The sequence below is a fragment of the Eleftheria terrae genome, assembly GCF_030419005.1.
In the GTDB taxonomy this organism is placed as follows: domain Bacteria; phylum Pseudomonadota; class Gammaproteobacteria; order Burkholderiales; family Burkholderiaceae_C; genus Caldimonas; species Caldimonas terrae.
On the sequence record NZ_CP106952.1, the window covers coordinates 184,505 to 209,590 of the forward strand.

A 25,086-nucleotide genomic window follows, 5' to 3' on the forward strand; every position below is an offset into this window, starting at 1 on the left:
GGGCGCCGTTCGAGCGGCCCCCCATCCCACGCCACCGCCCTTCCTCAGCCAGCCGGGCGCCGCCGCCTCCCGCACACCGGCCGGCTCACGGCTGCTGGAAGCGGATGTTGCGCACCTCGAAGCGCACGCCTTGCTGGTCGTCCCAGGGCGGGAAGATGCCGAACGGCACGCTCAGGCGGTCCAGCGTGAAGCAAGGGGCGTTCTTCTGCGCCGCGACCGCTGCGACGTCCACCGTCACGGTGTGGAACTGCCCGTCGGCCGGCGGCAGCGCATCCGCGGGCAGGATGTGATCCACGTTGCGGCAGCCGTCGCCCGGGCTTTCCATCTTCAGGGCCAGGCGGCCACTGCTGCTGCCCCAGTCCATCACCTTCAGCTCGAAGCGCAGCTGGCCCTGGGCGAAGCGGCTCAGGTTGAGCGGCCCGCCGTGCAAGGCCAGCGTGCCGTTGGCGCCGTCGGCCAGAAAGCGGGCACTGATGACGCCGCCCGCCACGCCGGCCTCCACATGGCTGCCGTTGGACGACCACAGCTGCGGCTGCAGGCCCAGCTGGAGGCCGCTGCCGTCCAGCAGCGCGGCCACCGGCCCGGGCAAGGGCGGCACCGGCTCGACCGGCGGCGGCACCAGTTGCTCGCAACGCAGCGTGTCGGCATCGCCGGCCGCGCCGACCTGCCACCGGACATGGGCCAGCGTCAGCTGCAGGGGTTGGTCGGTGGAGATCAGGAAGGGCGTGTCGACGGTGGTGAAGTCGGTACCGGCCGCCGCAAAGCAGGCCAGCGGCACCTTGAGGGTGGCCCGCTCGCCGAGGGGCAGGCCACGCAGCGCGGTGGTGGCGTCGAGCTCGCCGCGGCAGGGATAGCCGCAGTCGATGCGCAGCTTCACCAGCCCCTGGGGCGCCTGCTCCACCCGGACATCCAGCGCCAGCACCGCCTTGGCGTCGGGATGGATGTAGGCGCTCTCGTCGACCGGGTGCTTCACCGTGGTATCGGCCGGGTCGGCCGCCATCAGTTTGAACTCGGCCTGGCCGCCGGCCCAGCTGAGCTTCCTGGCGTCCTGCTGCACGTTGAGCTGGGCGGTCTCCGCGCGCAAGGCGCCGTCGGCAGTGGTGACGACGGCATTGAGGTCGCTGCCCAGCGGCAGGCTCCAGTTGGCCGATGAGCCGACGAACAGCTTGAAGAGCGGGCCCTCCACCTTGTCGAACACCGTCAACGGCTCGGTGGCGGCCGGGCCGCTGCCGGCGGACTGGCCGCAACCCAGCTCGGGGGCCGTCTCGTCCAGCGTCCGGCCCAGCGGCTCGCCGGGCTCGGCATAGCTCAGGCCATAGCCGTAAGCGAACAGCGGCGCCGCGCCGGCATCGCCGCGGTTCAGCGCCACCTGGCAGGCCTGCTTGGGCCAGGAGAAGGACAGCTTGCCGGTGAAGTCGTGGTTCACCGAGCCGTCGGCCTTGCGGAACAGCAGGTCGGCCACGCCCTTGCCTTCAGTGCCGGGCAGCCAGGCGGCCACCAGCGCGTCGCTGCGGTTCAGCTCCTTGTTGATCCACAGCGGGCGGCCGCTCATCAGCACCGTGACCACCGGCACACCGTGGCCTTGCACCCGCTCGAGCACGGCCAGGTCGGCCGGATGCCGCCGGGCGTGCTCCAGCGTGCCGGTGCGGCCGATGTCGCCCGCGCCTTCGGCGTAGGGGGCCTCGCCGATCACCGCGACCACCGCCTGGTAGTCGGCCACGTCCACGCCCAGCCCGTCGGCGGCAAAGTGGACATTGGCCTCACCGGCCGCCTCGCGGATGCCGGCCAGCACCGAGTCGGCGTTCGGGAAATCGGCGTTGCTGTTGTCGGTGCCCTGCCAGGTGAGCGACCAGCCGCCGGTCTGGTTCATCAGGCTGTCGGCACTGCGGCCGACCACCAGCACCTTCTGGCCGCGCCGCAAGGGCAGCACCGCGCCGTCGTTCTTGAGCAGCACCAGCGACTTGCGCACCGCCTCACGCGCGAGTGCCCGGTGCTGGAGCGCGGCGGCCTCGCCAGCCCCGGCACGCGCCGATGGCCGCGTCGCCACGGTGGTGCGCCCCTCCAGCCGGAACAGCCCCGCTCGCAGCTTCACGCGCAGGATGCGTGTCACCGCATCGTCGATGCGCGCCACCGGGATCTCGCCCGCCTCCACGCTGGCGATGGTGTTGGCGATGAAGGCCTTCCAGTCGTTCGGCACCATCACCATGTCGATGCCCGCGTTCAGCGCCGGCGGGCAGGACGCGTTACTGCACGAGCGCAGCACGCCGCCGGCATCGCGGTACTTCACCTGGCCGATGCCATCCCAGTCGGACACCACCAGCCCGTCGAAGCCGATCTTGTCCTTGAGCACCTCGGTCAGCAGGTAGCGGTTGCCGTGCATCTTGACGTTGTCGAATGCGAGCGGTGTGCCGTCCGGCGCGTTGCCGCTCCAGGTCCAGCTGTTGAACGATGCCATCACCGTCTGCGCGCCGGCCTGCAGCGCCGGGTAGTAGCCCGCGCCGTGGATGTTGATCATCTCGGACAGGCTGGCCTTGTTCTCGCCCTGGTCCTTGCCCTGGTCGGTGCCGCCGTCACCGATGTAGTGCTTGGCCGTCGCCACCACGGTGGGCCGGCCTGATGCCGCGAAGCGGCCCTGCAGGCCGCTCACGTAACGGCCACCGTAGGCAGCGACGATGGCGGGATCTTCCGAGAAGGCCTCATAGGTGCGCCCCCAGCGGTCGTCGCGCACCACCGCCAGTGTGGGGGCGAAGGTCCAGTCGATGCCGGTGGCCGCCACCTGCCGCGCCACCGCGGCACCGATGCGCTCGATGAGCTCCGGATCGTTCGCCGCGCCCAGGCCGATGTTGTGCGGGAACAGGGTGGCGCCCATCACGTTGTTGTGCCCGTGCACCGCGTCGGTCCCCCAGATCAGCGGGACCTTGATGGCCATGTCGGTTTCCATCGACGCCTGCCAGTACTGGTCGGCCAGCGCCAGCCAGTCGGCCACGGTGGCCTGCTTGCTATTGCCCGGCCAGGCGCCCCCGCCGTTGAGCACGGAGCCGATGTAGTACTGCTTCACCTCGGCCGGCGTGATGCTGCGGATGTCCGGCTGGGTCATCTGCCCAACCTTCTGCGCCAGCGTCATGCCAGCCAGGATGGTCTTGACCTGGGCCTCCACCGCCTCATCCCGGCCGATGGCACTCTGGATGCGCGGCCAGTCCTTGAGCCACGGCCCCTCGGCCGGCGGCGGTTCGCCCGGCGCAGGGTCGGGCCCGTCGCCACCACCACCGCCGCCGCAGGCACCCAGCCCAAGGCTCAGGATCAAGGCGCTCAGGCCGAGGACACGGCCACAGGTTCTGTTCGTCATGGGATCTCCTGGAGTTGTCCGCCGCACCGCCGGCCGGCGTCCCGCGGTGGCCGCCCGGAGGGGCGGGTCAGGCACGCGAGGCAGTCAGGCAGGGGCGGGCGGCGGTGCGTGGAACCGATTCCACTACACGCGGCGGACTGTAGGCGCGCCCCTGTCCAGGCACATCGGGTGAACTACTGAGAGCTGCCAGGCCGCCCCGAGTGAGATACGTTTGGCAACCGGTCCTCGCCCACCTTGCTGCGAAAGTGGGTGGGCGGTCACTCGGCCATCCGCCGGGTAGGCCGCTCGTTCTATCGCTCACGGGCGCGGCCGGCGCGATCCGCTGCCAAGGCGCCCCCTCACATCCCACAAGGAGTATCTGTATGCTGGAGACGAAAGCCTGCCCGCCCTCGGGTCGCAACGCCTGGTTGGTGCCTGTGGCGGCTGCACTCGCCTTGACCCTGGCCGGCTGCGGCGGAGGCGACGACGATGACGACGACTGCAGCAAGCGCGCCAACGACACCGCCGAGAAACTGACCGAGTGCGTGACTGTCGACGGGGTGCGCCGCCACCTTGTCGAGTTCCAGAAGATCGCCGACGCCAACCAGGGCCACCGGGCCGCGGCCACCGCGGGCTACGACCGGTCCATCGACTATGCCGAGCGCATCTTCCGCGATGCCGGCTATGTGGTGACCCGCCTGCCCTTCGACCTGCGGACCTTCACCTCGCGCTCGCCCAGCGTGCTGGAGCGGGTGTCGCCGGCCCCGGCGGGCCCGATCGCCAACCACGTGATGAAGTACTCCGGCAGCGCCGACCTGACCGCCGCCGTCAGCACGCCGGCCAACCCGCTGGGCTGCAGCACCGAAGACTGGGCCAGCTTCCCGGCGGGCAACATCGCGCTGATCCAGCGCGGCGTCTGCCGCTTTGCCAACAAGGCGGCGCTGGCGCATGCGGCCGGGGCGGCCGGGCTGATCTTCTACAACAACGTGCCGGGCGACCTGAAAGCCGGCCTCGGCGCCGACTTCGAGCCCAACCTGCCCGCGGTGGCGGTGAGCCAGGAGCTGGGCCAGCAGCTGGCCGCCGTCTCCGGCCTCACGGTGCGACTGAAGACCGACACCGAGCGCGGCATGGTGAAGACAATGAACCTGATTGCCGAGTCGGTCGAAGGCGACCCCAACCGCGTGGTGATGAGCGGCGGCCACCTCGACTCGGTGGAGGAAGGCCCGGGCATCAACGACAACGGCTCCGGCTCGGCCGCCGTGCTGGAGACCGCGGTGCAGATGGCCAAGGTCAAGCCCCGCAACAAGCTGCGCTTCGCACTGTGGGGCGCGGAGGAAGCAGGCCTGATCGGCTCGGCCGAGTATGTGAAGGCCCTGCCGCAGGCGGAGCAGGACAAGATCGAGCTGTACCTGAACTTCGACATGGTGGGCTCGCCCAACCCGGTGTACTTCATCTACGACGGCGACAACTCGGACGGTGTGGGCGCCGGCCCGGGCCCGGACGGCTCCGACGACATCGAGAAGACCTTCGAGTCCTTCTACACCAGCCGCGGCGTGCGCTTCAAGGGCACCGACTTCGACGGTCGCTCGGACTACGGTCCCTTCATGGCCGTCGGCATCCCGGCCGGCGGGCTGTTCACAGGGGCCGAGGGCATCAAGACCGAGCAGGAAGCGCAACTGTGGGGCGGCACCGCGGGGCAGGCCTATGACCCCTGCTACCACAGCGCCTGCGACAAGCTCGACAACATCAGCCGCGAGGCGCTGGACGTGAACGCCGACGCCATCGCGCATGCCGTGCTGCACTACGCCATGCGCGAGGCCCGGCTGCGGCCGCTGGCCGCCACCGGCAGCCGCGAGCGGCTCAACCGCTGGCAACCGCATCCCGAGGCGGACGCCCTGCAGCATGTGCCGCTGAAGTAAGGCCAAGGCAGGGGCCCACCCCTGCCCTTTGCGCGTGCCGCGCCCGCTGCCTGCCCAGCAGGCGGCGCGGCCGGGCGGCCCGCGCGGCTGCGTGGTCTTCCGGCGGGGTCGTCCTCGGCCTCCTTCGACCTCGGCCCGCTTCAACGCGGCCGACCCGGGCGCCTGTGGGCCAGGCCGGGTCAGCCCGCGAATCGCTCCAGCGCGAAGTCGACGAAGCTGCGCAGCCGGGCCGAGCGGTACCGGTCATGCAGGTAGACCAGGTGCAGCGGCCTGCTCGGCAGTTCATAGCCGCCGAGCAGGCGCACCAGCCGCCCGGCGTCGACGTCCGGCTGCAGCAGCACGGCCGGCTGCCGCACGATGCCCGCGCCATGGATGGCCGCCATGCGCAGGGCCTGCCCGTGGTTGACCTTCAGCCGCCCCTTCACCGGCACGCTCCATTCCCGGGTGCCTTTGGAGAAGCGCCAGCGCTGGCTCGCCTCGGCACCAAAGCCGAGGCATTCGTGCTTCGCGAGATCGTCCGGCGTGCGCGGCCGCCCATGGCGCGCCAGATAGGACGGCGCGGCGCAGACGATGGTGCGGTACGGCGCCAGTGGCCGGGCCACCAGGTCGGCGTCGGCCAGCTTGCCGATGCGGAACGCGGCCTCGAAACCTTCATCCACCAGGTCGACCGTCCGGTCGCACAAGGCCAGGTCCACCCGCACCTCGGGATACAACGCCAGGTAGTCGCACAGGGCCGGCATCAAGGCTTCCGCACCGAAGGTGACCGGCGCAGTGATGCGCAGCACTCCCGCGGGGCGGGCCTGCTGTTCATCGGCCAGCCGATCGCTGTCCTCGACCAGGCGCAGGATCTGCTGGCAGCGCGGGTAGTAGCTCTCGCCGAAGGCGGTGAGGTTGAGCCGGCGGGTGGTGCGGTGCAGCAGGCTCGCGCCGGCGCGCTGCTCCAGCGCCCGCAGATGGTTGCCGGCCATCGTCGGCGAGATGCCGCAGGCCGCGGCCGCGGCCGTCAGGCTGCCGCGGTCCACCGCTTCCACGAAGACCTTCATGCTGTCGAGCAAATCCATCTCGCACCTTGGCTTGTCAATGAACCATGTATCGAGCGGATTCTCTCTTCTCCCGGGTCAATTGCAGGGGCGGCCGGCAGCGCGGACGCAGCACCGCAGGAGGACCGCACCGTGACAAGCACCGGATCCAGCTCCACGCGATGGAGGCCCGCGTCGAGCTGGCTGCCGACCGTGAACCACCGGCGCCGGAGCGGGCGTCGGGCGCCCTGCACACGCAAGCTGCCGGACACGCGCCGGCTGGCTTGCCGCCCGGCGGGGCCGCCCCCAAAGGCCTCGCTCGCCGGCGGGATGTCAGGTGCCGCCCTCGCCGGTGGCCCGCATCTGCGGCAAGCTGGCGGGTCTTCCTGCCATCCATCGACCAAGGAGTTCCATCAGCATGGACTATCGACGTCTCGGCCACTCCGGCTTCAAGGTGCCGGCCCTCAGCTTTGGCACCGGCACCTTCGGCGGTGAAGGACCGCTCTTCAGCGCCTGGGGCCATACCGATGTCGCGGAAGCCCGGCGGCTCATCGACATCTGCCTCGATGCCGGGCTCAACCTGTTCGACAGCGCCGACGTCTACTCCTCCGGGGCGGCCGAAGCCATCCTCGGCGAGGCCATCAAGGGCCGGCCGCGCGACAGCGTGCTTCTCTCCACCAAGACCACCTTCCGGCTCGGCGCCGGGCCGAACGACGCCGGCTCGTCGCGCCACCGCCTGCTGCGGGCGGTCGATGCGCAGCTGAAGCGCCTGGGCACCGACTACATCGACCTGCTGCAGTTGCATGGCTTCGACGCGCTGACGCCGGTGGAGGAAGTGCTGTCCACGCTGGACGACCTGGTGCGCGCCGGCAAGCTGCGGTATGTGGGCGTGTCGAACTTCTCGGGCTGGCACCTGATGAAGTCGCTCGCGGTGGCCGACCGGCACGGCTGGCCCCGCTATGTGGCCCACCAGGCCTATTACTCGCTGGTGGGCCGCGACTACGAGTGGGAGCTGATGCCGCTGGCGCAGGACCAGGGGGTGGGCGCAGTGGTGTGGAGCCCGCTCGGCTGGGGCCGCCTGACCGGCAAGATCCGCCGCGGGCAGCCGCTGCCGGCGGGCAGCCGGCTGCATGGCTCGGCCGAATACGGCCCACCGGTGCCCGACGAGTTGCTCTACCGCGTGGTGGACGCCCTCGACGCGGTGGCCGAGGAAACCGGCAAGACGGTGCCGCAGATCGCCATCAACTGGCTGCTGCAGCGGCCCACGGTCGCCACCGTGGTGATCGGCGCCCGCAACGAGGAGCAGCTGCGGCAAAACCTCGGCGCGGTCGGCTGGTCACTCACCGCCGAGCAGGTGGCGCGGCTCGATGCCGCGAGCGATGTGACGCCCGCCTATCCGTACTGGCACCAGCGCGGCTTCGAGGAACGCAACCCGAAGCCGGTGTGAGCCGCGGCCTCACACCGTACCGCCCGGGCGGCGGGTCGTGCCGCCCGGCATCCGGCACGGCGAGCCGTGCCCGTTTGACCTGCATCAAGGCCGCGGGCGGCGATCGGTTCATGCTGTAGGCCTGCGCTGCACCCCCGGACAACCCGCCATGCCCGACCTCCAAGCCCGCCCCGACCTCACCTCGCCGGACCACCAACGCTACCTGGCGGCGCTGAGCCAGGTGGCCGACCCGGAGATCGGCGAGAACATCGTCGAGCTGGGCCTGGTCGAGCGCATCGAATCCCTGCCGGGACGCCTGTGCGTGACCCTGGTGCCCACCAGCCTGATGTGCCCGATGGCCGATGTGCTGGTCGAGCAGGCGGGTGAGGCATTGCGGGCCATGGTGCCCGCCACCACCGAGGTGGAGGTGGACATCGGCTGGGACGCCCAGTGGACCCCGCAGCGCATGAGCCCGGCACTGCGCGAGCGGCTGGGGTGGTGAGGCGGGCGACGCGCCGCGGCCAGCGAGCGGCCACCGCTGCCTGCGCCGCGCTGGCCGCGGGCGGCCTGTTGGCCGGGCTGTCCGGCGGCTTGAGCCGCTGGGACTTGCTGCCGGCGCCTTCCATGGCGACGGCCTTCCATGGTGCGCTGATGGTCTGGGCCTGCTTCGGCACCTTGATTGCGTTGGAGCGAGCGGTGGCGCTGAAGCACCCGGCCACCTGGTGCGTGCCGCTGCTCGCGGGCCTCGGTGCCCCCCTGTTGTTGGCGGCCGGCCCTGCGGCCGCAGCCTGGGCCTGGGGGCTCGCCGGCTGCGGCTTCGTGGCGATGTACCTGGGGGTGGGCTCGCGCCACGGCGTCTCGCCCCACCTTGCGGTGGAGGCAGCCGGCGCCTGCTGCTGGCCGCTGGGCGTCTGGGCCTGGGCCTGGCACGGCGATGCAGGGGCGGTGTCGCAGGCCGGCATGGCCTTCCTGGTGCTGACCATCGCGGGTGAGCGGCGAGAGCTGGCGCAGTTCGTCAGGCTTCCTGCAGCGGCCCGGCTTGGCTTCCTGCTGGCCGCGGGCCTGGCCTTCGCTGCCACCGTGTGGCGTTGCGTGCTGCCCGCCCGGGGGGCGCCGGCCGGCTTGCTGTGGTGGATGGGCAGCGCGGCCCTCGCGCTCTGGCTGCTGCGTTTTGACCTTGTGTTGCGCGCCTGGCGCGATGGCGGCTGGCGCGGGCACACCGCCCGCTGCCTGGGCCTGGGTTGCCTGTGGCTGCTTGCTGCGTCCGTGCTCTCGCTCGCGGCACCCGGCAGCCCTGCCGCCACTGCGGCACCGCACCTGGTGCTGCTGGGCTTCGTGTTCTCGATGGTCTTCGGCCATGCGCCCATCGTGCTGCCGGCCCTGGCGAGGCGGCAACCACGCCACACGCCCCGGGCCACCTGGCCCTTGTGGATCATGGGCGCCAGCCTGGTGGTGCGCCTGGCCGGGCAGCAGCTGGGCGAGCCCCGGTGGCTGCAGGCCGCGGGCGTGGCGCATGCGGCTGCCATCTTGCTGTTTGCCGTGGTGATGGCGGCGGCCATGCCGCCACGCCCTCCAAGCCTGCGGCCACGGTGAAGCGCGCGCCGCCGTGGCGGCGCACATACCGGCTGCGGGCGCCCGTTGCGTCCGCGGTTCAGGCCGTGGCCGGGCGGCGCGTCCGCCGGCGCAGCGCGAGCAGACCCAGGCCCGCGGCGCTGAGCGCGATGGTGGCCGGCTCGGGTACCGGCGTCAGCAGGAAGGCGTGCTGGCTGCCGTTGAACAGGCCGGTGCCAACGATCTGGCCCCGGTCGTTGATGTCGTAGGCGGCGGTGAGCGTCCAGCCGCGGCCGGTGGCATCGAGCAGGCTGTTCAGGTCGACCATCTGGCCATCGTCGAACAGGAAGGCGCGGTCGAGGTTCTCGTTGTACACGTCCGACCAGCCCACCACCTGGCCGCGTGCGTTCACCGCCTCGCCCCAGGAGTAGCCGCCGCCCAGCGTGCCGAGGTCGTGCAGGGCGCCTCCGTCGGAGAGGAAGGCGTGGTAGCTGTCGTCGGCCAGCGCGGCCGAGCCGGTGATCCGGCCGTTGTTGCTGATGCCGTCGGCCACGCTCCATCTGCCGCCCAGGGTGCCCAGATCGCGCATGCTGCCGTTCTCGTACAGGAAGGCGTGGTTGTCGCCGCTGGTGGTGGAGGACAGGCCCACCACCTGGCCGTTGTCGTTCAGGTCGCGCGCCTCGCTGGTGGTGTAGTAGGGATCGGGCGCCTCGCCCAGGACGCCCAGCATCCGCATGCCTTGCTCGTCGTGCACGAAGGCTCGGTGGTGCGAACCCGGCTGGCCCGACAGGGTACCGGCGACCTGGCCGCGCTCGTTGATGGCGGAAGCCCAGCCGTAGGTGCCGAGCGTCTGTGGCTGGCCTTGCTCGAAGCGGGCCGGCTGGCCGGCCTCGAAGCTCGAGCCGTCGACGTAAGCGCCGGCGACCTGGCCACGGCTGTTGATGTCGGCACCGTAGCTCTGTCCGCCCGAGCTGGGGAAGACCTGCAGCTGGCCGCCTTCATAGACGAAGCCGGCGAGAGAGGGTGCCTCGCCGATGGAGCCGGTCACCTTGCCATCGGCGCTGATGCCGCGGGCGGCGCTAGTGGCTGCGGTGCCACCGTCGAGCGCGGTGAGCCGGTAGCGCGGCGCGGCCGTGGCGGTGGTCGAGAACCAGGCCAGCAGGCAGGCCGCCGACACGGCGGCCAGTCGTCGATCACTCATCTCTTGACTCCTTGGTGTCGATGTGAAGTGGTACTGCAGAGTCGGATGTTGCCCCGCCTGCACCGGTCCCTGGCCGGCGGATTGGTGACTTACGGTAAGCGGCGCGCAGCGACGTCGCACGGCTTGCCAGAGGAGGTTGCGCTTATGATGGCCCGGTCGCAGGTACGGAGAGGGCAGGATGCGGATCGTTGGGTACTTCGGCGAGGTCCAGTCGATTGATGAGGTGGTGCCTCGCCCCCTCGCGGAAGTGACGTTGAATGCGAGCTCCGACGAGCTGCGCGATCTCGCGGACTTCCTGCGTGACTGTGCCGCAGAGATGGACGACCAGCCCGAACGCCAGGCCCATTGGCACTTGGCCGATCGATTCAAGCGATTCCAGGACGCTCCGCACTTCGTCGTCTTCCACGTCCCGGACTGCAAGCCGGGTTGAGCGACTCGCGGCGATGCAGCGTTGACCGCGGGAGGGCCGCTCTGGTCGCAGCCTTCGGCTACATGGCTGTTGAAGCCGAGGCGGCCCACCACCTGTCTTCGATCGTGACGGATGGCGGCAAGCCGTCCACAACAAGGAATCAGATCTCGCCGTGAAACACAAGCCGGCTTCAGCGCCTGGTCGCGACCAGGAGGCGCTGCGCAACTGCTCCCCCGAAGACGCCGGATTGGATCCCGCACTCTACGCGGCCGCCATTACCTACTTGTTTGACCGGCGCGTCCCCGAGGAGCAGCGACAGGAATGGTATTGGGACCTCGGCGAGCCCGAGTTCCCCGCCACCCCGATCGAGTGGACGCGCATCCAGACCGTGCTCTTTGCCAACGCCGGTCGTGACCTTCAGGGCTTCGACAACGAGCAGGTGGGCATGGGCCTGAACTACCTGATGAGCAATGACATCAGCGACGTCCCCTTTGCGGCGATCGACCCTGCGGTCCCGCTGGGCGACGCCATGCGGATGATGGGCGCCATGCCGGCTCTGTGGCAGCGGTGCATCGGCCCGCGGCTGGCCTCGCTGCTTGCACCCATCGGCTCCTCAGCCGGCGGCTCGCTCGGCCATGTCTGCCACATGTGGTTCGACGTCTGGCCGACGTTCTGGCATGTCCGCCACGTCCCGGCTTGGAAAGATGCGTTGTGGGCGGTGCTCCGCCAGATGTTGGAGGTGCCATGCCGTGCGGTGCAAGTGGCGGCACTGCATGGCATTGGGCATCACGGCGACCAGCTGGATCGAAGGCAGGACATCGACCGGGCCCTCGGCACCTTCATGCGCAGCGTCGAGGAACGCGACGAAGAGCTCCGAAACTATGCCGCCGCTGCCCGCACCGGCCGGGTGCTGTAGCCCTCCACGTCCCGGCCGCGGCGCTGGCCACCACGGCATACGCTGGCCTCCCTGCGCCGGGCGCGCTCGACGGCGGGGCCGCCGGTCAGCATGGCTTGCCTGGCCCCGGTGCCCTGCCCCACCGAGCACGCCTGCAGCGCCTGTGGCGTCGATCAACCGGGCTTGCCATCCGCCCGCGCCCGGCTCAGCACCGGCCAGTAGCGCACCGCATACAGCCCGAAGCCGGCCGCCCACAGCAGCGCCGACCCCATCAGGGCCGGCAGGTACGCAGCCGGCACCACCAGCGGCAGCACCACCCGCACCGCCGCCGCGCCGAGCACCAGCGTGTAGCAGGCAACGTCCCAGCGGTCGGCCGCCAAGGGCCGGCCGGTGTGGCCGCGGGCGGTGCGGGTGATCATGCCGATGATCAAGCCACCGATGGCGCCGGCCGTCAGGGCGTGGGTCGCCGGGCTCGATGCCAGCCAGCCCAGCTCGGCCGCCGCCCGCAGCAGCAGGTGCACGGGGATCCAGGCGTAGCCGGCATGCAGCACCCACAGCAGCGGCGTGCGCAGCGTCTTCCACAGGCGCCACAGGGCCAGCCGTGCGGCATGCGCCAGCGCTGCCAGGCCGGCCAGGACCGCCAGCGGGACCCCATGCCAGGGCAGCAGGTCGGCCGCCAGCAAGGCCAGCACACCGCCCAGCGCCAGTCGCTCCAGCCATGGCCGGCGCTGCGCGCCCGTACCGGGCAAGGCGTTGTTGGTGAACATCGGGATGACCCGCCCGCCCATCACGGCCAGCATGAACAACACCACATCCATGGCCACCTGCACGCCCACACGGCCGGGTGCCCAGTCGAGGCCCATCGCCTCCAGGTGCACCACCAGGGCGGCGGGCGACAACATCGCGAGCAGTGCGACGAAGAAATAGTTGCGCCGGTTGCGTCCGGCCCCCAGGGCGCGGGCCAGCCCCACCGCCGCAGCCAGCGGAAAGGCCGCATTCGAGATCGCCGCCGCCCAGGCGAACGGTGTCAGCACCAGCACCCGGGCCAGCAGCCACAGCAGCACCAGGGCCTGCAGCGAGCGGCCGGTGGGCGTGGGTTGGCCGGACCAGTTGCGGCCAGCGGTGAACAGGAAGCCCACCACCACCGCGAGGGTGAAACCGAACACCATCTCATGCGCATGCCAGAGCGAGCCGGCCAGCAGCGGCCGTGGCAACACGCCAGCGAACTGCGCCACCCACAAAGGCACCGACAGTGCCGCGAACAGGCTGGCGACCAGATAGAAAGGCCGAAAACCCAGCTGCCAGAGCGCGAAGCCCGGCACGGCTGGGGAAGGAGACGACACCGGCTCGTGTGGCCGGAGAAGGCTTGCCATGGGAATCACTCCGTGGCGTGGCGGCCCGGGGGGGCCGCCACGGGCCGAGGCGCCGGCAGCGGCGACTCGTAGAACAGCAGTTGCACCAGGGCCTGGCGGCTGCCCATCAGGTCTTCCAGCGTGTAGCCGTCAAGCACCGCGTGGAAGGCATCGACCGCTTCGCGCAGCGCCTGCCGCAGCCGGCAGGCCGGCGCGATGGCGCAGGCGCCGCGCTCCCGGTCGAAGCACTCCGCCGGCACGGCCGGCCCCTCGGCCCGCCGCACCACCTCGCCGATGCTCACCTGCGTTGGCGGCAGCGCCAGGCCGAGGCCGCCGCCCTTGCCGCGCACGGTGGCCACCCAGCCCTCCTTGCCGAGGAAGTGGACCACCTTCGTCAGGTGGTGCTCCGAGACGCCGTAGGCCTGGGCGATCGCGGCGATGGTGGCCCGCCTCGGTGCCTGCGCGGCCAGGTAGATGAGCACACGCAGGCAGTAGTCGGTGAAAGCGGTGAGCTTCAAGGCGGGCCTCCTTCCAGCGGTCTGTGCTTCAGCGGGCAGCGGCGCCGGCGGTGGCCAGCGGCACCCCGGCCGGTGTGCCGCGCGAGCCGCCCAGCAGCCGGCAGCCGTACACGGCCAGGCAGCAGGCGCCGAGCGAGAAGACGATGTCTCCCGGCACACGCAGCCACACCAGCGTCTCCATCACCGCGGAATGCACGACCTCGGGCGAGCGGGCGTACCACAGCCCTTCGGCCACGCTGGCCCAGGCCTGGTAGATGCCGGCCGGCAACAGCGACATGAACACCATCATGGCCAGCCCGATGTTCAGGCCCCACCAGGCCGGTGCCAGCCAGCGGTCGGCATGCAGCGCACGGGCATACAGGCCGCGCAGGCAGAACAGCATCAGGCCGATGCCCAGCATGCCGTACACACCGAACAGCGCCGCGTGACCGTGGGCCGCCGTGAGGTTCAGGCCCTGCACGTAGTACAGCGAGGCCGGCGGGTTGATGGCGAAGCCGAGCAGGCCGGCACCCACCGTGTTCCAGAAGCCCACCGCCAGGAAGCAGAGGATGGGCCACTTGTAGGCCTGCACCCAGGGCGCGGCCTTGCTGCGACGGTAGGTCTGCCAGCCTTCCAGCCCGATCAGCGTGAGCGGCACCACTTCCAGTGCCGAGAACACCGAGCCCACGGCGATCACCGAGGTCGGCGTGCCGGTGAAGTACAGGTGGTGCAGGGTCCCCAGGATGCCGCCGAACAGGAAGACGATGGTCTCCACCACAATGGCGCTGTTGGCCGTCGTCGTGCGCACCAGGCCCAGGCGGGTGAAGATCAGCGCGATGACTGCGGTGGCGAAGACTTCGAAGAAGCCCTCCACCCACAGGTGCACCAGCCACCAGCGCCAGTACTCGATCATCGAGTAGTGGGTGCCCTGGCCCCAGGTGAGCGAAGTGGCGTAGAAGCCGCCGATGCAGGTGGCCGACAGGAACACCATGGCGATCAGGCCGCGGGTTTCCGAAGGCCGCTTCAGCGCCGGCCACAGGGCCCGGCCCATCAGCAGCAGCCAGAACATCAGCCCGACAAACAGCAGCAGCTGCCAGACACGGCCCATGCTGGTGAACTCGAGCCCCTGGTTGCCGACCCAGAACGAGAAGGCTGCGCCTTCACGCTGCAGGTGGCCCAGCCAGCTGGTGGCAGTGGAGCCGACGACGATGGCGATCAGCGCCCAGAACAGCACGTCCACGCCGAGCTTCTGCCAGCGAGGCTCCTGGCCCGACAGCAGCGGCGAGATGTAGAGGCCGGTGGCCAGCCAGGCGGTGGCGATCCAGAAGATGCCCACCTGGGTGTGCGCCGTGCGGCTGACCACATAGGGCAGCACGTCGGCCAGCGGCAGCCCGAAGAAGCTGCGGCCTTCCACCGCGTAGTGGGCGGTGATGATGCCCATGCCGATCTGCAGCAGGATCAGGCCGATCACCGCGAAGAAGTACTTGCGGGTGGCCTTCATCGACGGCGTGGCGACGGCGCCGAGCAGCGGGTCGGCCTGCGGCACCGCGAGGGCTTCCTCGTCCTTGTGCGAGCCGTGGATCCACAGCATGGCGGCAATGCCGGCCAGCAGCAGGATGACGCTGACGATGGACCACACCGCCGCCGAGGTGCTCAGCCGGTTGCCCACCAGCGGCTCATGCGGCCAGTTGCTGGTGTAGGACAGGCCGGTCTCGCCCGGCCGGTCGGCCGCGGCGGCCCAGGCAGACCAGAAGAAGAAGGCGCCCAGCGCGTGCCGGGTCTCGGCCTGCGGCAGCGCGTTGTCGGTCATCGCGTACTGCTCGCGCAGCTCGGCGAAGCGGGGATCGCTGCCGAACAGGCTGTCGTAGTGCGCCGCGGTGCGGCGGATCGCCTCTGCCCGCTCGTTCGAGACAGTGAGGACGCCGGTCGCCGCATCATGGCCGTTGCGGCGGAACTCGGCCTGCACCAGCGCGTCGATCGCGCCGCGTTGCTCGAGCGACAGCCGCTCATAGGCGACTTGGTGGCGTCGCTCGGCCAGCAGCTCGCGCAGGGCCAGCGCTTCGCGGTGCAGCCAGTCGGCCGACCAGTCGGGCGCCACGTAGCTGCCGTGGCCCCAGACGGTGCCAAGCTGCTGGCCGCCGGCCGACAGCCAGGCCTGCTGGCCGCGCATCACTTCGCCCTCGCCGAACAGCGGCTGGCCGTCCTGGCTGACGACCGCCTTCGGCAGCGGCGGGGCTTGCAAATAGATCTGCCAGCCAAGGAAGCCCAAGGCGGCAAAGGACAGCAGGAAGATGACTCCCAGCCATTGCCATAGCTTGCGTGTAGGTTTCATGGTTCGGTCCTGCGCGGCCCATCCAGCGGGGCGCATCGGTGTTCGTGGGGTGGGCGAGGCAGCGCCTCGCCCGGGTGCAAGGGCGCGGCGCTTCAGCCGCCGCACGAGCCGCAGCACTGGCCGGCCGGCGCCGAGCGCGAGATGCGCACGCGCCAGACCTCCGGCCCCTGCTCCAGGTCCTGCCAGACGAAGGCGCCCGGCCAGTTGGCCTGGAACTGCGAGTACAGCGGGCGCGGGTTGTGGTCGTTCACCAGCTCGAGTGCCCCGCCAGGCGGCAGCGCAGCGAAGGTGGAGAAGATGAGGGGATGGCGCTCGCGCGGGGACAGCAGGCGGACATCGATGAGGGCGGGAGCGGTCTGGCTCATGAGGAACTCCGGGACAGGCGGTCAGTGGTTAAAGATGCACCGGTGATGCACCTATGCTAGGAACGGCCTGCCTGTGAAGCAATCAGCCAATGGACCTTGCTTGATCCACCGCAACAAGCGGCCGAACTCCGCCCGCGGCATGCCGCTTCCTGGCCACCTGCACCGCCCTGCCCGGCCGCCTCAGGGGGCCATGCACTTCAGCAGGTGCGACACGAAGCTGCGCAGCTTGGGCAACGGCCGGTGGTCCGGCAGGTAGAGCAGATGCACCGGCCGCGGTGGCGGAAGAAAGTCCTGCAGCAGCGGCACCAGGCGGCCGGCCGCGATGTCCTCGGCCAGCAGCACCTCGGGCTGCATGAGCAGGCCGGCGCCGCCCAGGGCAGCCAGGCGCAGGGCCTGGCCGTTGTTGCTGGAGAACGGCCCCTCGCCGGGCCACTGGCCGGCCTGCTCGCCCTGGCCGCCCAGGTGCCATGCGGTGCGCCGCGTCCAGCTCAGGTGGCACAGGCAGCGATGGCGCGACAGCTCCGCCGGCGTGCGCGGCTGGCCGTGCCGGCGCAGGTAGTCGGGCGAGGCGCAGATGACGATGCGATAAGGCTGCAGCGGTCGCGCCACCAGCTCCGGATCGACCTCCGTGCCGATGCGCACGGCCAGGTCGTAGCCGTCTTCCACCAGGTCGACCATGCTGTCGCTGAGCACCAGCTCGATGCGCACCCGCGGGTACCGGGCCAGGTAGCTGGCCACCTGGGCCGCCACCACCGTGCTGCCCAGCGTCATGGGCGCGCTCACGCGCAGCAGCCCGCTTGGCGCGGCGCGCAGGCCTTCGATGGACGCCTCGGCCCAGCGCACCTGCTCCAGCACCTTCTGGCAATCGTCGCGGTAGCGCCGGCCCGCCTCGGTGAGGCTCTGCCGCCGTGTGCTGCGCTGGATGAGGCGGGCGCCAAGATGGGTTTCGAGCTCCCGAATGTGCTTGCCGACCATCACGGCCGAGATGTCCAGCCGTGCCGCCGCCGCAGTGAAGCTGCCCGCCTCGGCCACGGTGACAAAGACCTCCATGCTGCGCAGCTTGTCCATCGATTCCTAAAGGTGGGTTTGCAATGTGCGAAATCTAGCGCCATTTATCGCTCGGCCGACAAGGAAAACAATGCGGCACATCGCTTCCCGGCGATGTACCCAACCCTCCATCAGAAAGCTGCGTCATGAAGAAAGTGCTTCTCATCGGTGCCACCGGCACCCTCGGCTCGGCGGTCGCCGAAGTCCTGGCCGCCCATCACACTGTCCTGCGAGCCGGCCGCCGCAGTGGCGAGCTGCAGGTGGACCTCACCGACGGCGCCAGCGTCGAGCGCCTGTTCGCCAGCGTCGGCAAGGTCGACGCGATCGTCAGCGCGGCTGGCCAGGTGCATTTCGGGCCGGTGCCGCAAATGACCGCCGAGCAGTTCGCCTTGGGCCTGAACGACAAGCTGCTGGGCCAGGTGCGCCTGGCCCTGGTCGGCCAGCACCACCTGAACGACGGTGGCTCCATCACGCTGACCAGCGGCATCCTCTCGGACGAGCCGATCCCGCATGGCGCCAATGCGACCTCGGTGAACGCCGCGGTGGAGGGCTTCGTGCGTGGCGCGGCCATCGAGCTGCCGCGCGGCATCCGCATCAATGCCGTCAGCCCCACCGTGCTGAGCGAGTCGATGGACAGCTACGGCCCCTTCTTCCCCGGCTTCGAGCCGGTGCCGGCGCGGCGTGCGGCCCTGGCTTACCAGCGCAGCGTGGACGGCGCCCAGACCGGCCGCGTCTACCGCGTCTGGTGAGGCGATGGCCACCGGCGTGCCAGGCACCGGGCCCGCTGCCGACGCCCGGAACGCCGGTCCGCCGCGTCGTCCCCGGCGCTGGTGGCCGGCGAGACGGCGAGACCCCTGGCTGCGTGTGCCGAGTCATTGAGCAGCGCAGCCCGGCGTCATAGGATCGCTGCACCTCGCGCGATGCCGCGCAAGCCAGAAGGAGGCGCACGATGGACCCCACGCACAACCCGACAGGCCAGCGCGAGACGGGCCCGGCATTGCGACGACGCGACTTCGCCGCGCTGGCCGGCGGTGCCTGGCTGGGCGCTGCGGCGTCCGCCCAGACCCAGGCGCCCCCCCCTGCCGGGCCGGCCCAGCCGCTGCAGCCGGGCGGCTGGAGCAACTGGTCCGGCCTGCAGCGCTGCACGCCGCAGCAGATCCTCTCGCCCGGCAGCGAGGACGAGCTGGCCCACATCCTGCGCCATGCCGCCGGGCCGGTGCGCCTGGTGGGCGCAGGCCATTCCTTCAGTCCGCTGGTGCCCACCCCCGGCACGCTGGTGATGACCGATGGCCTGAGCGGAGTGCGCCAGCATGACCTGAACCGCCAGCGTGTCACCGTCGGTGGCGGCACCCGCATCGCGGTGCTGGCCCCCCTGCTCGACGCACTGGGCCTGGCATTGCCCAACCAGGGCGACATCAGCGTGCAATCGCTGGCCGGCGCCTATGCCACCGGCACGCACGGCACCGGGGCCCAGCTGCCCGCGCTGCATGCGCAGGTGCGGGCCTTGCGGCTGCTGACCGCCACCGGCCAGCTGGTCGAGGCCAGCCGCGAGCGTTCACCCGAGGTGTTCGACGCCGCGCGGGTCAGCCTGGGGGCACTCGGCGCCCTGACCGAAGTGGAGCTGCAGGTGCAGCCCCGCTTCTTCCTGCGCCGCCGGCTCTGGACCGCGCCGGTCGAGGAGCTGCTGGCTGCCGCGCCGGGCCTCGCCACCAGCCACCGGCACTTCGAGATGTACGTGCTGCCGCACACCGGCTATGGCGCCGGCATCACCCACGAGGAAGTCGCCCCCCAGGAGCCGCAAGTGGTGGACGGCGGCGACGAGGCCCTGCTGGACGACCTGCGGCGCCTGCGCAGCCTGCTGGGGCCCTGGCCCGCGCTGCGCCGCTGGGTGGCAGGGCGCCTGATCGGCCGGCGCGAAGCGATCTCGGTCGACCTCAGCTGGCGCCTGCTCAGCACCACCCGCGCCACCCGCTTCAACGAAAGCGAATACCACGTACCCGCCGAGCAGGGCCTGGCCTGCCTGCAGGCGGTGCTGGCGCAGCTGGAGCGGCACAACGAAGCCTTCTTTCCGGTCGAGTTCCGTTATGTCGCAGCCGACGATGCCTGGCTCAGCCCCTTCTATGGCCGCGCCAGTTGCTCGATTGCCGTGCATGCCGCGGCCGACGAGCCGCACGACTACCTGCTGAGCGAGCTGGGCCCCCTGTTCCGGCGCCACGGCGGCCGCCCGCACTGGGGCAAGCTGCACGACCTCGGGCCGGCCGAGCTGGCAGCGCTGTATCCGCGCTGGCACGACTTCCAGGCCGTGCGGCGGGAGCTGGACCCGCAGGGCCGGCTGCTCAACGAGCCCTTGCGCCGGCTGTTCGGCGAGGCACCGCGTGGCTGAGCGCCGCCGGCGCCTGCTGAAGGCGGCCGGCGCGGCGGCGCTGCTGGCCGGGGTGGCCGCCGCCTTGCGCCCTGCCGACCGCGGGGCGCCTCACGCGCCCTACTTCGCCACCCTGCAGCGGGCCCTGGCTGAAGCGGGCCTGGCCCGCCCGGCCATCGTGATCGACCGCGAGCGGCTGCAGCACAACCTGGGCTGGATCGGCGCGCGCGCGCGGCAGCAGGGCCTGCCATTGCGGGTGGTGGTCAAGTCACTGCCGTCGCTGGCGCTGCTGGACGCGGCCTGCGCCGCCTGGCAGACACAACGCGCCATGCTGTTCAATGCCGAGCAGCTGGTGCTAGTGGCCCGGCAGCGTCCGCAGCTCGGCCTGCTGCTCGGCAAGCCGCTGCCGGTGGCCGCCGCACGGCACGCCGCCCAGGTGCTGGCCGAGCGGGGCGCAGCCGATGCACTCGACCGCATCGAATGGCTGGTGGACACGCCCGCGCGGCTGCAGCAGTACCGCGAACTGGCCGCGGGGCTCGGCCGGCCGCTGAAGCTCAACATCGAGATTGATGTGGGCCTGCACCGCGGCGGCGTCGAATCGCCGCGGCAACTGGCCGAGATGCTGGCTCAGCTGCGCAGCGAGCCGCACCTGCGCTGGTCGGGCCTGATGGGCTATGACGCCCATGTGATGGCGCTGCCCGACCTGGCCGGCACCCGGCAGCAGGCGCGCCAGGCCGCGGAGCAGAGCTACCAGCGGCTCTGGGACGCCGCCCGCCAGGCCCTGCCCGGCGCCGCGCGCGACACCCTCACCCTGAACACCGGCGGCTCCGGCACCTTCCAGCTGCACGACCGCAGCGGCGTGGCGAACGAGGTGGCGGTGGGCTCGGCCGCGGTGAAGCCGGTCGACTTCGACCTGTCCTCGCTGGCCGAGCTGCAAGCCGCGGCTTTCATCGCCACCCCGGTGCTGAAGGACCTCGGGCCTTTCCGCCTGCCGCAAGGCGCAGGCTGGCTGTCGGCCGCCGCCCGCGCCTGGGACCGCAACCAGGCCCGGGCCTTTGCCATTCACGGCGGGCACTGGCTGGCCGACGTGGTCTCGCCTGCCGGCCTGGCGCCCAGCGGCTTGTTCGGCGCCTCCTCCAACCAGCAGGTGATGGTCGCCTCCGCCGGGGCGGCCTTGCGTCCCGATGAATGGGCGTTCCTGCGCCCACGGCAAAGCGAAGCCGTGCTGCTGCAGTTCGGCGAGCTGGTGATGGTGGAAGGCGGCCGTGTGGTGAGCACGGAGCCGGTGTTCCCCGTCTCGGCTTGAGCACGGGCAACGCGCCGGTCTTCCGCCGCGACAGCGGATCCTGCACAGGACCGGCGAGCCGGCGGGCCGCCCCGCCGATGTGGCCCCGGCCGCGCCGCCTGCGGCGATGCCGGGCCCCGCTTCAGCCCCGGGCCAATGCCAGGATCTCCTCTCGCAGCCAGCGCTGTCCGCCATGGCCATGGTTGCGTTCGTGCCAGACCATGCCGACCTCGAAGCCCTCCACCGGGAATGGGCAGTCGAGCACCTTGAGCGGATGGGAGGGTTGGCGCACCAGCCGTTGCGGCACCAGCGCGACGAAATCCGACTGCGCCACGATGCCGGGAACGAACAGGAAGGACGCTGCCGACAGCACCACCTTGCGCCGGTACCCGAGCGCGGCGAGCGCATCGTCCACCGGGGTGGTGAAGGCGCCGCCACCGGGCGAGACGATCACATGCTCCAGCTCGGCAAAGGCCTCGACGGTGAGGCCCGCCCGCAGGCGGGGATGGTGTCGGCGGCCGATGAGGACATAGCGCTCGTCGAACAGATGGCGTGCCCGCATGCCCGGTGGCGCCACCTGCGGCGTCATCAACGCCAGGTCGACCTCACCGCGCAGCAGCTGTGCTTCCAGCTGGGCGGGGTCGAGCTGGCGCATGGCCACCCGCACGCCGGGCGCCCGGGTGCGCAACTGGAGCACCAGCGGCTGCAGCAGCGCCACCTGCAGGTAGTCGGTGCAGGCGATCGCGACGGTGAGCGTGGCGCTGGCGGGATCGAAGTGCCGGTGCGAGGAGACGGTCACACGCACCTGGTCGAGGGCCTGCCGCAGCGGTTGCAACAGTTCCAAGGCCTTGGCGGTGGGCGTCATGCCGCGCTGCGCGGGGATCAGCAAGGGGTCGTCGAAGACATCCCGCAGCCGGGCCAGCTGGGCGCTGACCGCGGGCTGACTGAGGTGCAGGCGGGCGGCGGCCTTGGTGACGTTCTGCTCGACCAGCAGAGCCTCCAGTGTCACCAACAGGTTGAGGTCGAGGCGCCTGGTATCCATGCCATGGATAGTAGCGCAGTGATTCTTCAATTTCACCGATGGCACGCAATGCCGGACAGTGCTGCAGGACGCCGCATGCGCGCCCGATGCCTCCCCCAAGACCCAGCATGAAAGTGAAGTGATGAAGAAGACCGTTCTGATCGTCTTTGCCCAGCCGGAGCCGGCCTCACTGACCCGGCAGTTCGTTGACCTTGCCCGCGACACCTTGCAAGGGCAGGGGCACGAGGTGCTCCTGTCCGACCTGTATGCGATGCAATGGAAGGCGGTGTTCGACGAACAGGACTTCCCCCACCGGGCCGACCCGCGACGGCTTTCCTTCGTGGCGGAATCCGGGCATGCCTGGCGCCAGGGCCACCAGCCGCCCGACATCGCGCTGGAGCAGCGCAAGCTGCTGTCCGCCGACGCGGTCATCCTGGCGTTTCCCCTCTGGTGGTTCAGCATGCCGGCCATCCTCAAGGGCTGGGTCGAGCGGGTGTTCGCCTACGGCCTGGCCTATGGCTACCAGGACGCAGGCAACCGGTATCGCTATGGCGAGGGCGGCCTGCAGGGCAAGCGGGCCCTGCTGTCGGTGATGGTGGGCGGCCCCGGCACGGACTATTCGGCCCGCGGCATCAACGGGCCGCTCGAACAACTGTTGTTCCCGATCACCCATGGCACCCTGTTCTTTGCCGGCATGGAGGTGCTGCCGACGCATGCGGTGTACGGCACCGGGCACATCACGGCGCAGGCGGTGGACGCAGCGAAGGCGGTCTGGCGGCGGCGGGTGGAGCGGCTGTTCGACGATGTGCCCATTGCGTTCCGACCGCAGAACGGTGGCGACTATGTGGACGGGCACGTGCTCGCTGACCATGTGGCACCTGGCCAGCGCGGGCTGGACGCGCATGTGGCGCAGCACGGTCCTGCATGGCATGGGGAGCCAATGCGCCGGGAACTGCCGGCGTGAGTTCCCACCAAGGGCTTGGCCCTGCCGCGCGAAGCCCCGGGGGTCGCAGCGCGGGAGCCAGGCGAGCGGATGGCGGCCGATCAGCAAGCGCTCTGCGCCCGCCCGCTGCCCGGCCACCGCCACTCGGGCAGCCCCAGGCCGGGCCGGTGGTGGCGCCACACCGGTGGCCTGCGCACTGCCAGGACGCCGAAGGCCGGCCGCTTCGGTCTCCCGGCGGGGCGGCACGCGCGGCCCAGCGGGAGCCATGGCCGCGGCCGCAGGAGGAGCCGTCAGGCCCGGCGGCCATCCGGTGGAGGGGAACCGCCACCGGCGCGCCGGGGAGGCCGGTTCACCAACCGATCGTGTAGGTGACGGTCGTCGGTGCGGTGGTGTGCAGCGAGGGGCTGAAGTCGCCCACATCGTCGTAGGCGAAGCCATAGGCCAGCCGGTCGATGCTGTGGTCGTGCCAGAACTTGGAGAACCAGTTGCCCGGCTGGCCGGCCGGGTGGTGGGCCGACTGGTTGTACCAGTTGCCCGGCTGCTCCAGCACGTGGCGGTTCAGCGCTGCGCAGATCTGGGCCTGGATCTGCAGTTGCACGTCCACGTTGGTCGGCCCGCCGCTTGCGTCCGACAGCACGCCGTTGCCCAGCAAGACCATCGCGGTGTTCGGCTTGGAATTGATGTAGTACGTGCCGTTGAGCTTGCCCCCGGTGAACACGAAGCGGTCACCCATGACACGGCCGCGGAACGTTCCATGGTTGGCCAGCGTGAAGACCAGGTCTTCGTTGCGATAGCGTTGCCAGACCTGGTCGATGTAGCCTTGCAGGTAGTTGCCGTTCGCTTGTCCCGGGGCAAAGGTGGCGTGGGCCGGCGCAATGATGCGATAGGGAGCGTACGGACCCTGGGCGAGGCTCTTGAAGGGCCCCGGCACTTCGGACTGGAAGCGGGCGAACAGCTGGTCGCGGCTTTCGGTCAGCGGCTCCCCCACCGTGCGGTCGTAGCCATTGAGGCCCTGCACCCGCAGCCTGAGCGGAAAGCCGAACTGGTCCACCCGCGTGGTGTTGACGAAGATGCCCTGGCTGGCGTGGCCCTTCGGCAGAATGGCCATTTCGCCAAAGTCGAAGATGACATCGCGGTTCGGGTCGGTCGGGTTCTGCAGGTTGGCGCCGGCATAGCCGAGGTTGCCGTTGGCATCCATCACCACCTTGATGTACATCGGTGAGCCGACGGAGAACAGGATGCGTGCGGAATTGATCGCCGGGATGGTGACCGAGCGCACCCGTGCCAGGGAATGGAAGTAGTTGGTGTACGACTCACCGTTCTTCACCAGGGCCCCGTTGTGCCCCAGCTCCATCGGCCGCAGCGCACCGCCGGCGTCCACATACACGAAGCGGCCGGTGCCCCAGTCCTTGCCGATGATGGCCCAGTAGACCTGGTCGTCGGGCCAGCGGCCGCCGGTCTGGTTGACGATGTTGAAGGTGGTGTAGCCGTTCCACTCACCGCCGCCCGGGGGCGGGTTGCCCGGGTTGCCCGGATTGCCTGGGTTGCCCGGGTTGCTGCTACCCACGGTGTAGGTGAAGCGGGCGCTGTCGTAGGCCGGAACGCCGTTGTTATAGGTGAAGAAGTAGCCCAGCGTGTGCCCGGTGGCCACCGGTGCCAGCACCGCTTGCTCGAAGCGGCCGGTGGCGCCGTTATAGCCCATGCGCAGGTTCTGCTGGCCACCGCCGTTGTGCTGGTAATGCACATCGACCCAGCTGGTGTTGACGTTGGACTTGAACCAGAGCGTGGCCCGGTCGCCGGACACCGCCACGCCTTGCGTGAAGTCGGAGCTGGACTGAGCGGAAGCCGCCATGCTGCAGCACAGCAGGGCCAGCAGCCAGCTCATCAGCCTGAAGAGGGACGTTTGCATGCTTGTCTCCCGAATAAGAAGAATCGCGTCCGGGAGGCGTTGCATTGGAATCGCTTCCACGGAGGCCGACATCTTGAGGCAAGTTGCCAGTCCTGCCTAGGGAACTGAAATCAAATAGCGAAACGTGATGTGTTAAATGTGAATGATCGGGCCGGACAGCAGCGCTGGTTGGGGAAACGCGATGCCCGGGGCGCCGTCCACCTGCCTGGCCTTCCATTCGTTCGTGTC

20 protein-coding genes are annotated in these 25,086 nt (G+C 70.5%); 10 read left to right on the plus strand and 10 right to left on the minus strand.

What is annotated here, in order from left to right:
- Positions 1-85: 85 nt before the first annotated feature.
- Complete coding sequence (locus N7L95_RS25175) at positions 86-3,346, minus strand: glycoside hydrolase family 3 N-terminal domain-containing protein (protein ID WP_301260368.1); 3,261 nt, start codon at positions 3,344-3,346, stop codon at positions 86-88.
- 362 nt (positions 3,347-3,708) lie between these two features.
- Between N7L95_RS25175 and N7L95_RS25180 the strand changes: the two genes are divergently transcribed.
- Positions 3,709-5,244 carry a M28 family metallopeptidase gene (locus N7L95_RS25180; RefSeq protein ID WP_301260369.1) on the plus strand — a complete coding sequence of 512 codons (1,536 nt, stop codon included), beginning with the start codon at positions 3,709-3,711 and terminating at the stop codon, positions 5,242-5,244.
- Between the two features lie 179 nt (positions 5,245-5,423).
- Here the strand turns inward: N7L95_RS25180 and N7L95_RS25185 are convergent, their stop codons facing one another.
- On the minus strand, positions 5,424-6,305 hold the full coding sequence (locus tag N7L95_RS25185) for a LysR family transcriptional regulator (protein WP_301260370.1): 882 nt from the start codon (positions 6,303-6,305) through the stop codon (positions 5,424-5,426).
- Between the two features lie 376 nt (positions 6,306-6,681).
- Here N7L95_RS25185 and N7L95_RS25190 point away from each other — a divergent pair, with 376 nt between their 5' ends.
- From N7L95_RS25190 to N7L95_RS25200, 3 genes are all read left to right on the plus strand, one after another.
- Entirely contained in the window at positions 6,682-7,710 is a 1,029-nt protein-coding gene (locus tag N7L95_RS25190; protein WP_301260371.1) for an aldo/keto reductase, read from the plus strand.
- A gap of 148 nt (positions 7,711-7,858) precedes the next feature.
- Positions 7,859-8,191 carry a metal-sulfur cluster assembly factor gene (locus N7L95_RS25195; protein WP_301260372.1) on the plus strand — a complete coding sequence of 111 codons (333 nt, stop codon included), beginning with the start codon at positions 7,859-7,861 and terminating at the stop codon, positions 8,189-8,191.
- A complete protein-coding gene (locus N7L95_RS25200; RefSeq protein ID WP_494516331.1) occupies positions 8,188-9,282 on the plus strand; it encodes a DUF8744 domain-containing protein in 1,095 nt (364 codons plus the stop codon). Before N7L95_RS25195 ends, N7L95_RS25200 begins: the two co-directional genes overlap by 4 nt.
- A gap of 58 nt (positions 9,283-9,340) precedes the next feature.
- Here N7L95_RS25200 and N7L95_RS25205 read toward each other — a convergent pair whose 3' ends face one another.
- Entirely contained in the window at positions 9,341-10,441 is a 1,101-nt protein-coding gene (locus tag N7L95_RS25205) for a PEP-CTERM sorting domain-containing protein (protein ID WP_301260374.1), read from the minus strand.
- A 226-nt stretch (positions 10,442-10,667) separates the two neighbouring features.
- Between N7L95_RS25205 and N7L95_RS25210 the strand changes: the two genes are divergently transcribed.
- Together N7L95_RS25210 and N7L95_RS25215 are read left to right on the plus strand one after the other, a co-directional pair.
- The gene (locus N7L95_RS25210) at positions 10,668-10,871 is read left to right on the plus strand and encodes an Imm32 family immunity protein (RefSeq protein ID WP_301260375.1); all 204 of its coding nucleotides are present in this window, start codon (positions 10,668-10,670) and stop codon (positions 10,869-10,871) included.
- 151 nt (positions 10,872-11,022) lie between these two features.
- Positions 11,023-11,766 carry a hypothetical protein gene (locus N7L95_RS25215; protein WP_301260376.1) on the plus strand — a complete coding sequence of 248 codons (744 nt, stop codon included), beginning with the start codon at positions 11,023-11,025 and terminating at the stop codon, positions 11,764-11,766.
- Positions 11,767-11,918: 152 nt separating this feature from the next.
- On the opposite strand, the gene N7L95_RS25220 is transcribed toward N7L95_RS25215, so the two are convergent.
- From N7L95_RS25220 to N7L95_RS25240, 5 genes are all read right to left on the minus strand, one after another.
- Positions 11,919-13,118, minus strand: coding sequence for an NnrS family protein (locus tag N7L95_RS25220; RefSeq protein WP_301260377.1), 1,200 nt, complete (start codon positions 13,116-13,118; stop codon positions 11,919-11,921).
- A gap of 5 nt (positions 13,119-13,123) precedes the next feature.
- On the minus strand, positions 13,124-13,615 hold the full coding sequence (locus N7L95_RS25225) for an Rrf2 family transcriptional regulator (protein WP_301260378.1): 492 nt from the start codon (positions 13,613-13,615) through the stop codon (positions 13,124-13,126).
- Between the two features lie 28 nt (positions 13,616-13,643).
- Positions 13,644-15,926: a nitric-oxide reductase large subunit gene (locus N7L95_RS25230; protein ID WP_301260379.1), complete on the minus strand. Its 2,283-nt coding sequence runs from the start codon at positions 15,924-15,926 to the stop codon at positions 13,644-13,646.
- Positions 15,927-16,018: 92 nt separating this feature from the next.
- On the minus strand, positions 16,019-16,291 hold the full coding sequence (locus N7L95_RS25235) for a DUF2249 domain-containing protein (RefSeq protein ID WP_301260380.1): 273 nt from the start codon (positions 16,289-16,291) through the stop codon (positions 16,019-16,021).
- 180 nt (positions 16,292-16,471) lie between these two features.
- Positions 16,472-17,359, minus strand: a complete 888-nt coding sequence (locus N7L95_RS25240; protein WP_301260382.1) for a LysR family transcriptional regulator — start codon at positions 17,357-17,359, stop codon at positions 16,472-16,474.
- A gap of 125 nt (positions 17,360-17,484) precedes the next feature.
- Between N7L95_RS25240 and N7L95_RS25245 the strand changes: the two genes are divergently transcribed.
- From N7L95_RS25245 to N7L95_RS25255, 3 genes are all read left to right on the plus strand, one after another.
- A complete protein-coding gene (locus tag N7L95_RS25245) occupies positions 17,485-18,087 on the plus strand; it encodes a short chain dehydrogenase (RefSeq protein ID WP_301260384.1) in 603 nt (200 codons plus the stop codon).
- Positions 18,088-18,287: 200 nt separating this feature from the next.
- A complete protein-coding gene (locus tag N7L95_RS25250) occupies positions 18,288-19,721 on the plus strand; it encodes a D-arabinono-1,4-lactone oxidase (protein WP_301260385.1) in 1,434 nt (477 codons plus the stop codon).
- Positions 19,714-21,006 carry an alanine racemase gene (locus N7L95_RS25255; RefSeq protein ID WP_301260387.1) on the plus strand — a complete coding sequence of 431 codons (1,293 nt, stop codon included), beginning with the start codon at positions 19,714-19,716 and terminating at the stop codon, positions 21,004-21,006. The genes N7L95_RS25250 and N7L95_RS25255 overlap by 8 nt, the downstream gene beginning before the upstream one ends.
- A gap of 121 nt (positions 21,007-21,127) precedes the next feature.
- On the opposite strand, the gene N7L95_RS25260 is transcribed toward N7L95_RS25255, so the two are convergent.
- Positions 21,128-22,027, minus strand: a complete 900-nt coding sequence (locus tag N7L95_RS25260) for a LysR family transcriptional regulator (protein ID WP_301260388.1) — start codon at positions 22,025-22,027, stop codon at positions 21,128-21,130.
- A 121-nt stretch (positions 22,028-22,148) separates the two neighbouring features.
- Between N7L95_RS25260 and N7L95_RS25265 the strand changes: the two genes are divergently transcribed.
- Positions 22,149-22,970 (plus strand): NAD(P)H-dependent oxidoreductase, encoded by an 822-nt coding sequence (locus N7L95_RS25265; RefSeq protein ID WP_301260389.1) that lies wholly within the window; start codon positions 22,149-22,151, stop codon positions 22,968-22,970.
- A 328-nt stretch (positions 22,971-23,298) separates the two neighbouring features.
- Here N7L95_RS25265 and N7L95_RS25270 read toward each other — a convergent pair whose 3' ends face one another.
- On the minus strand, positions 23,299-24,858 hold the full coding sequence (locus N7L95_RS25270) for a glycoside hydrolase family 64 protein (protein ID WP_301260390.1): 1,560 nt from the start codon (positions 24,856-24,858) through the stop codon (positions 23,299-23,301).
- Between the last annotated feature and the right edge of the window lie 228 nt (positions 24,859-25,086).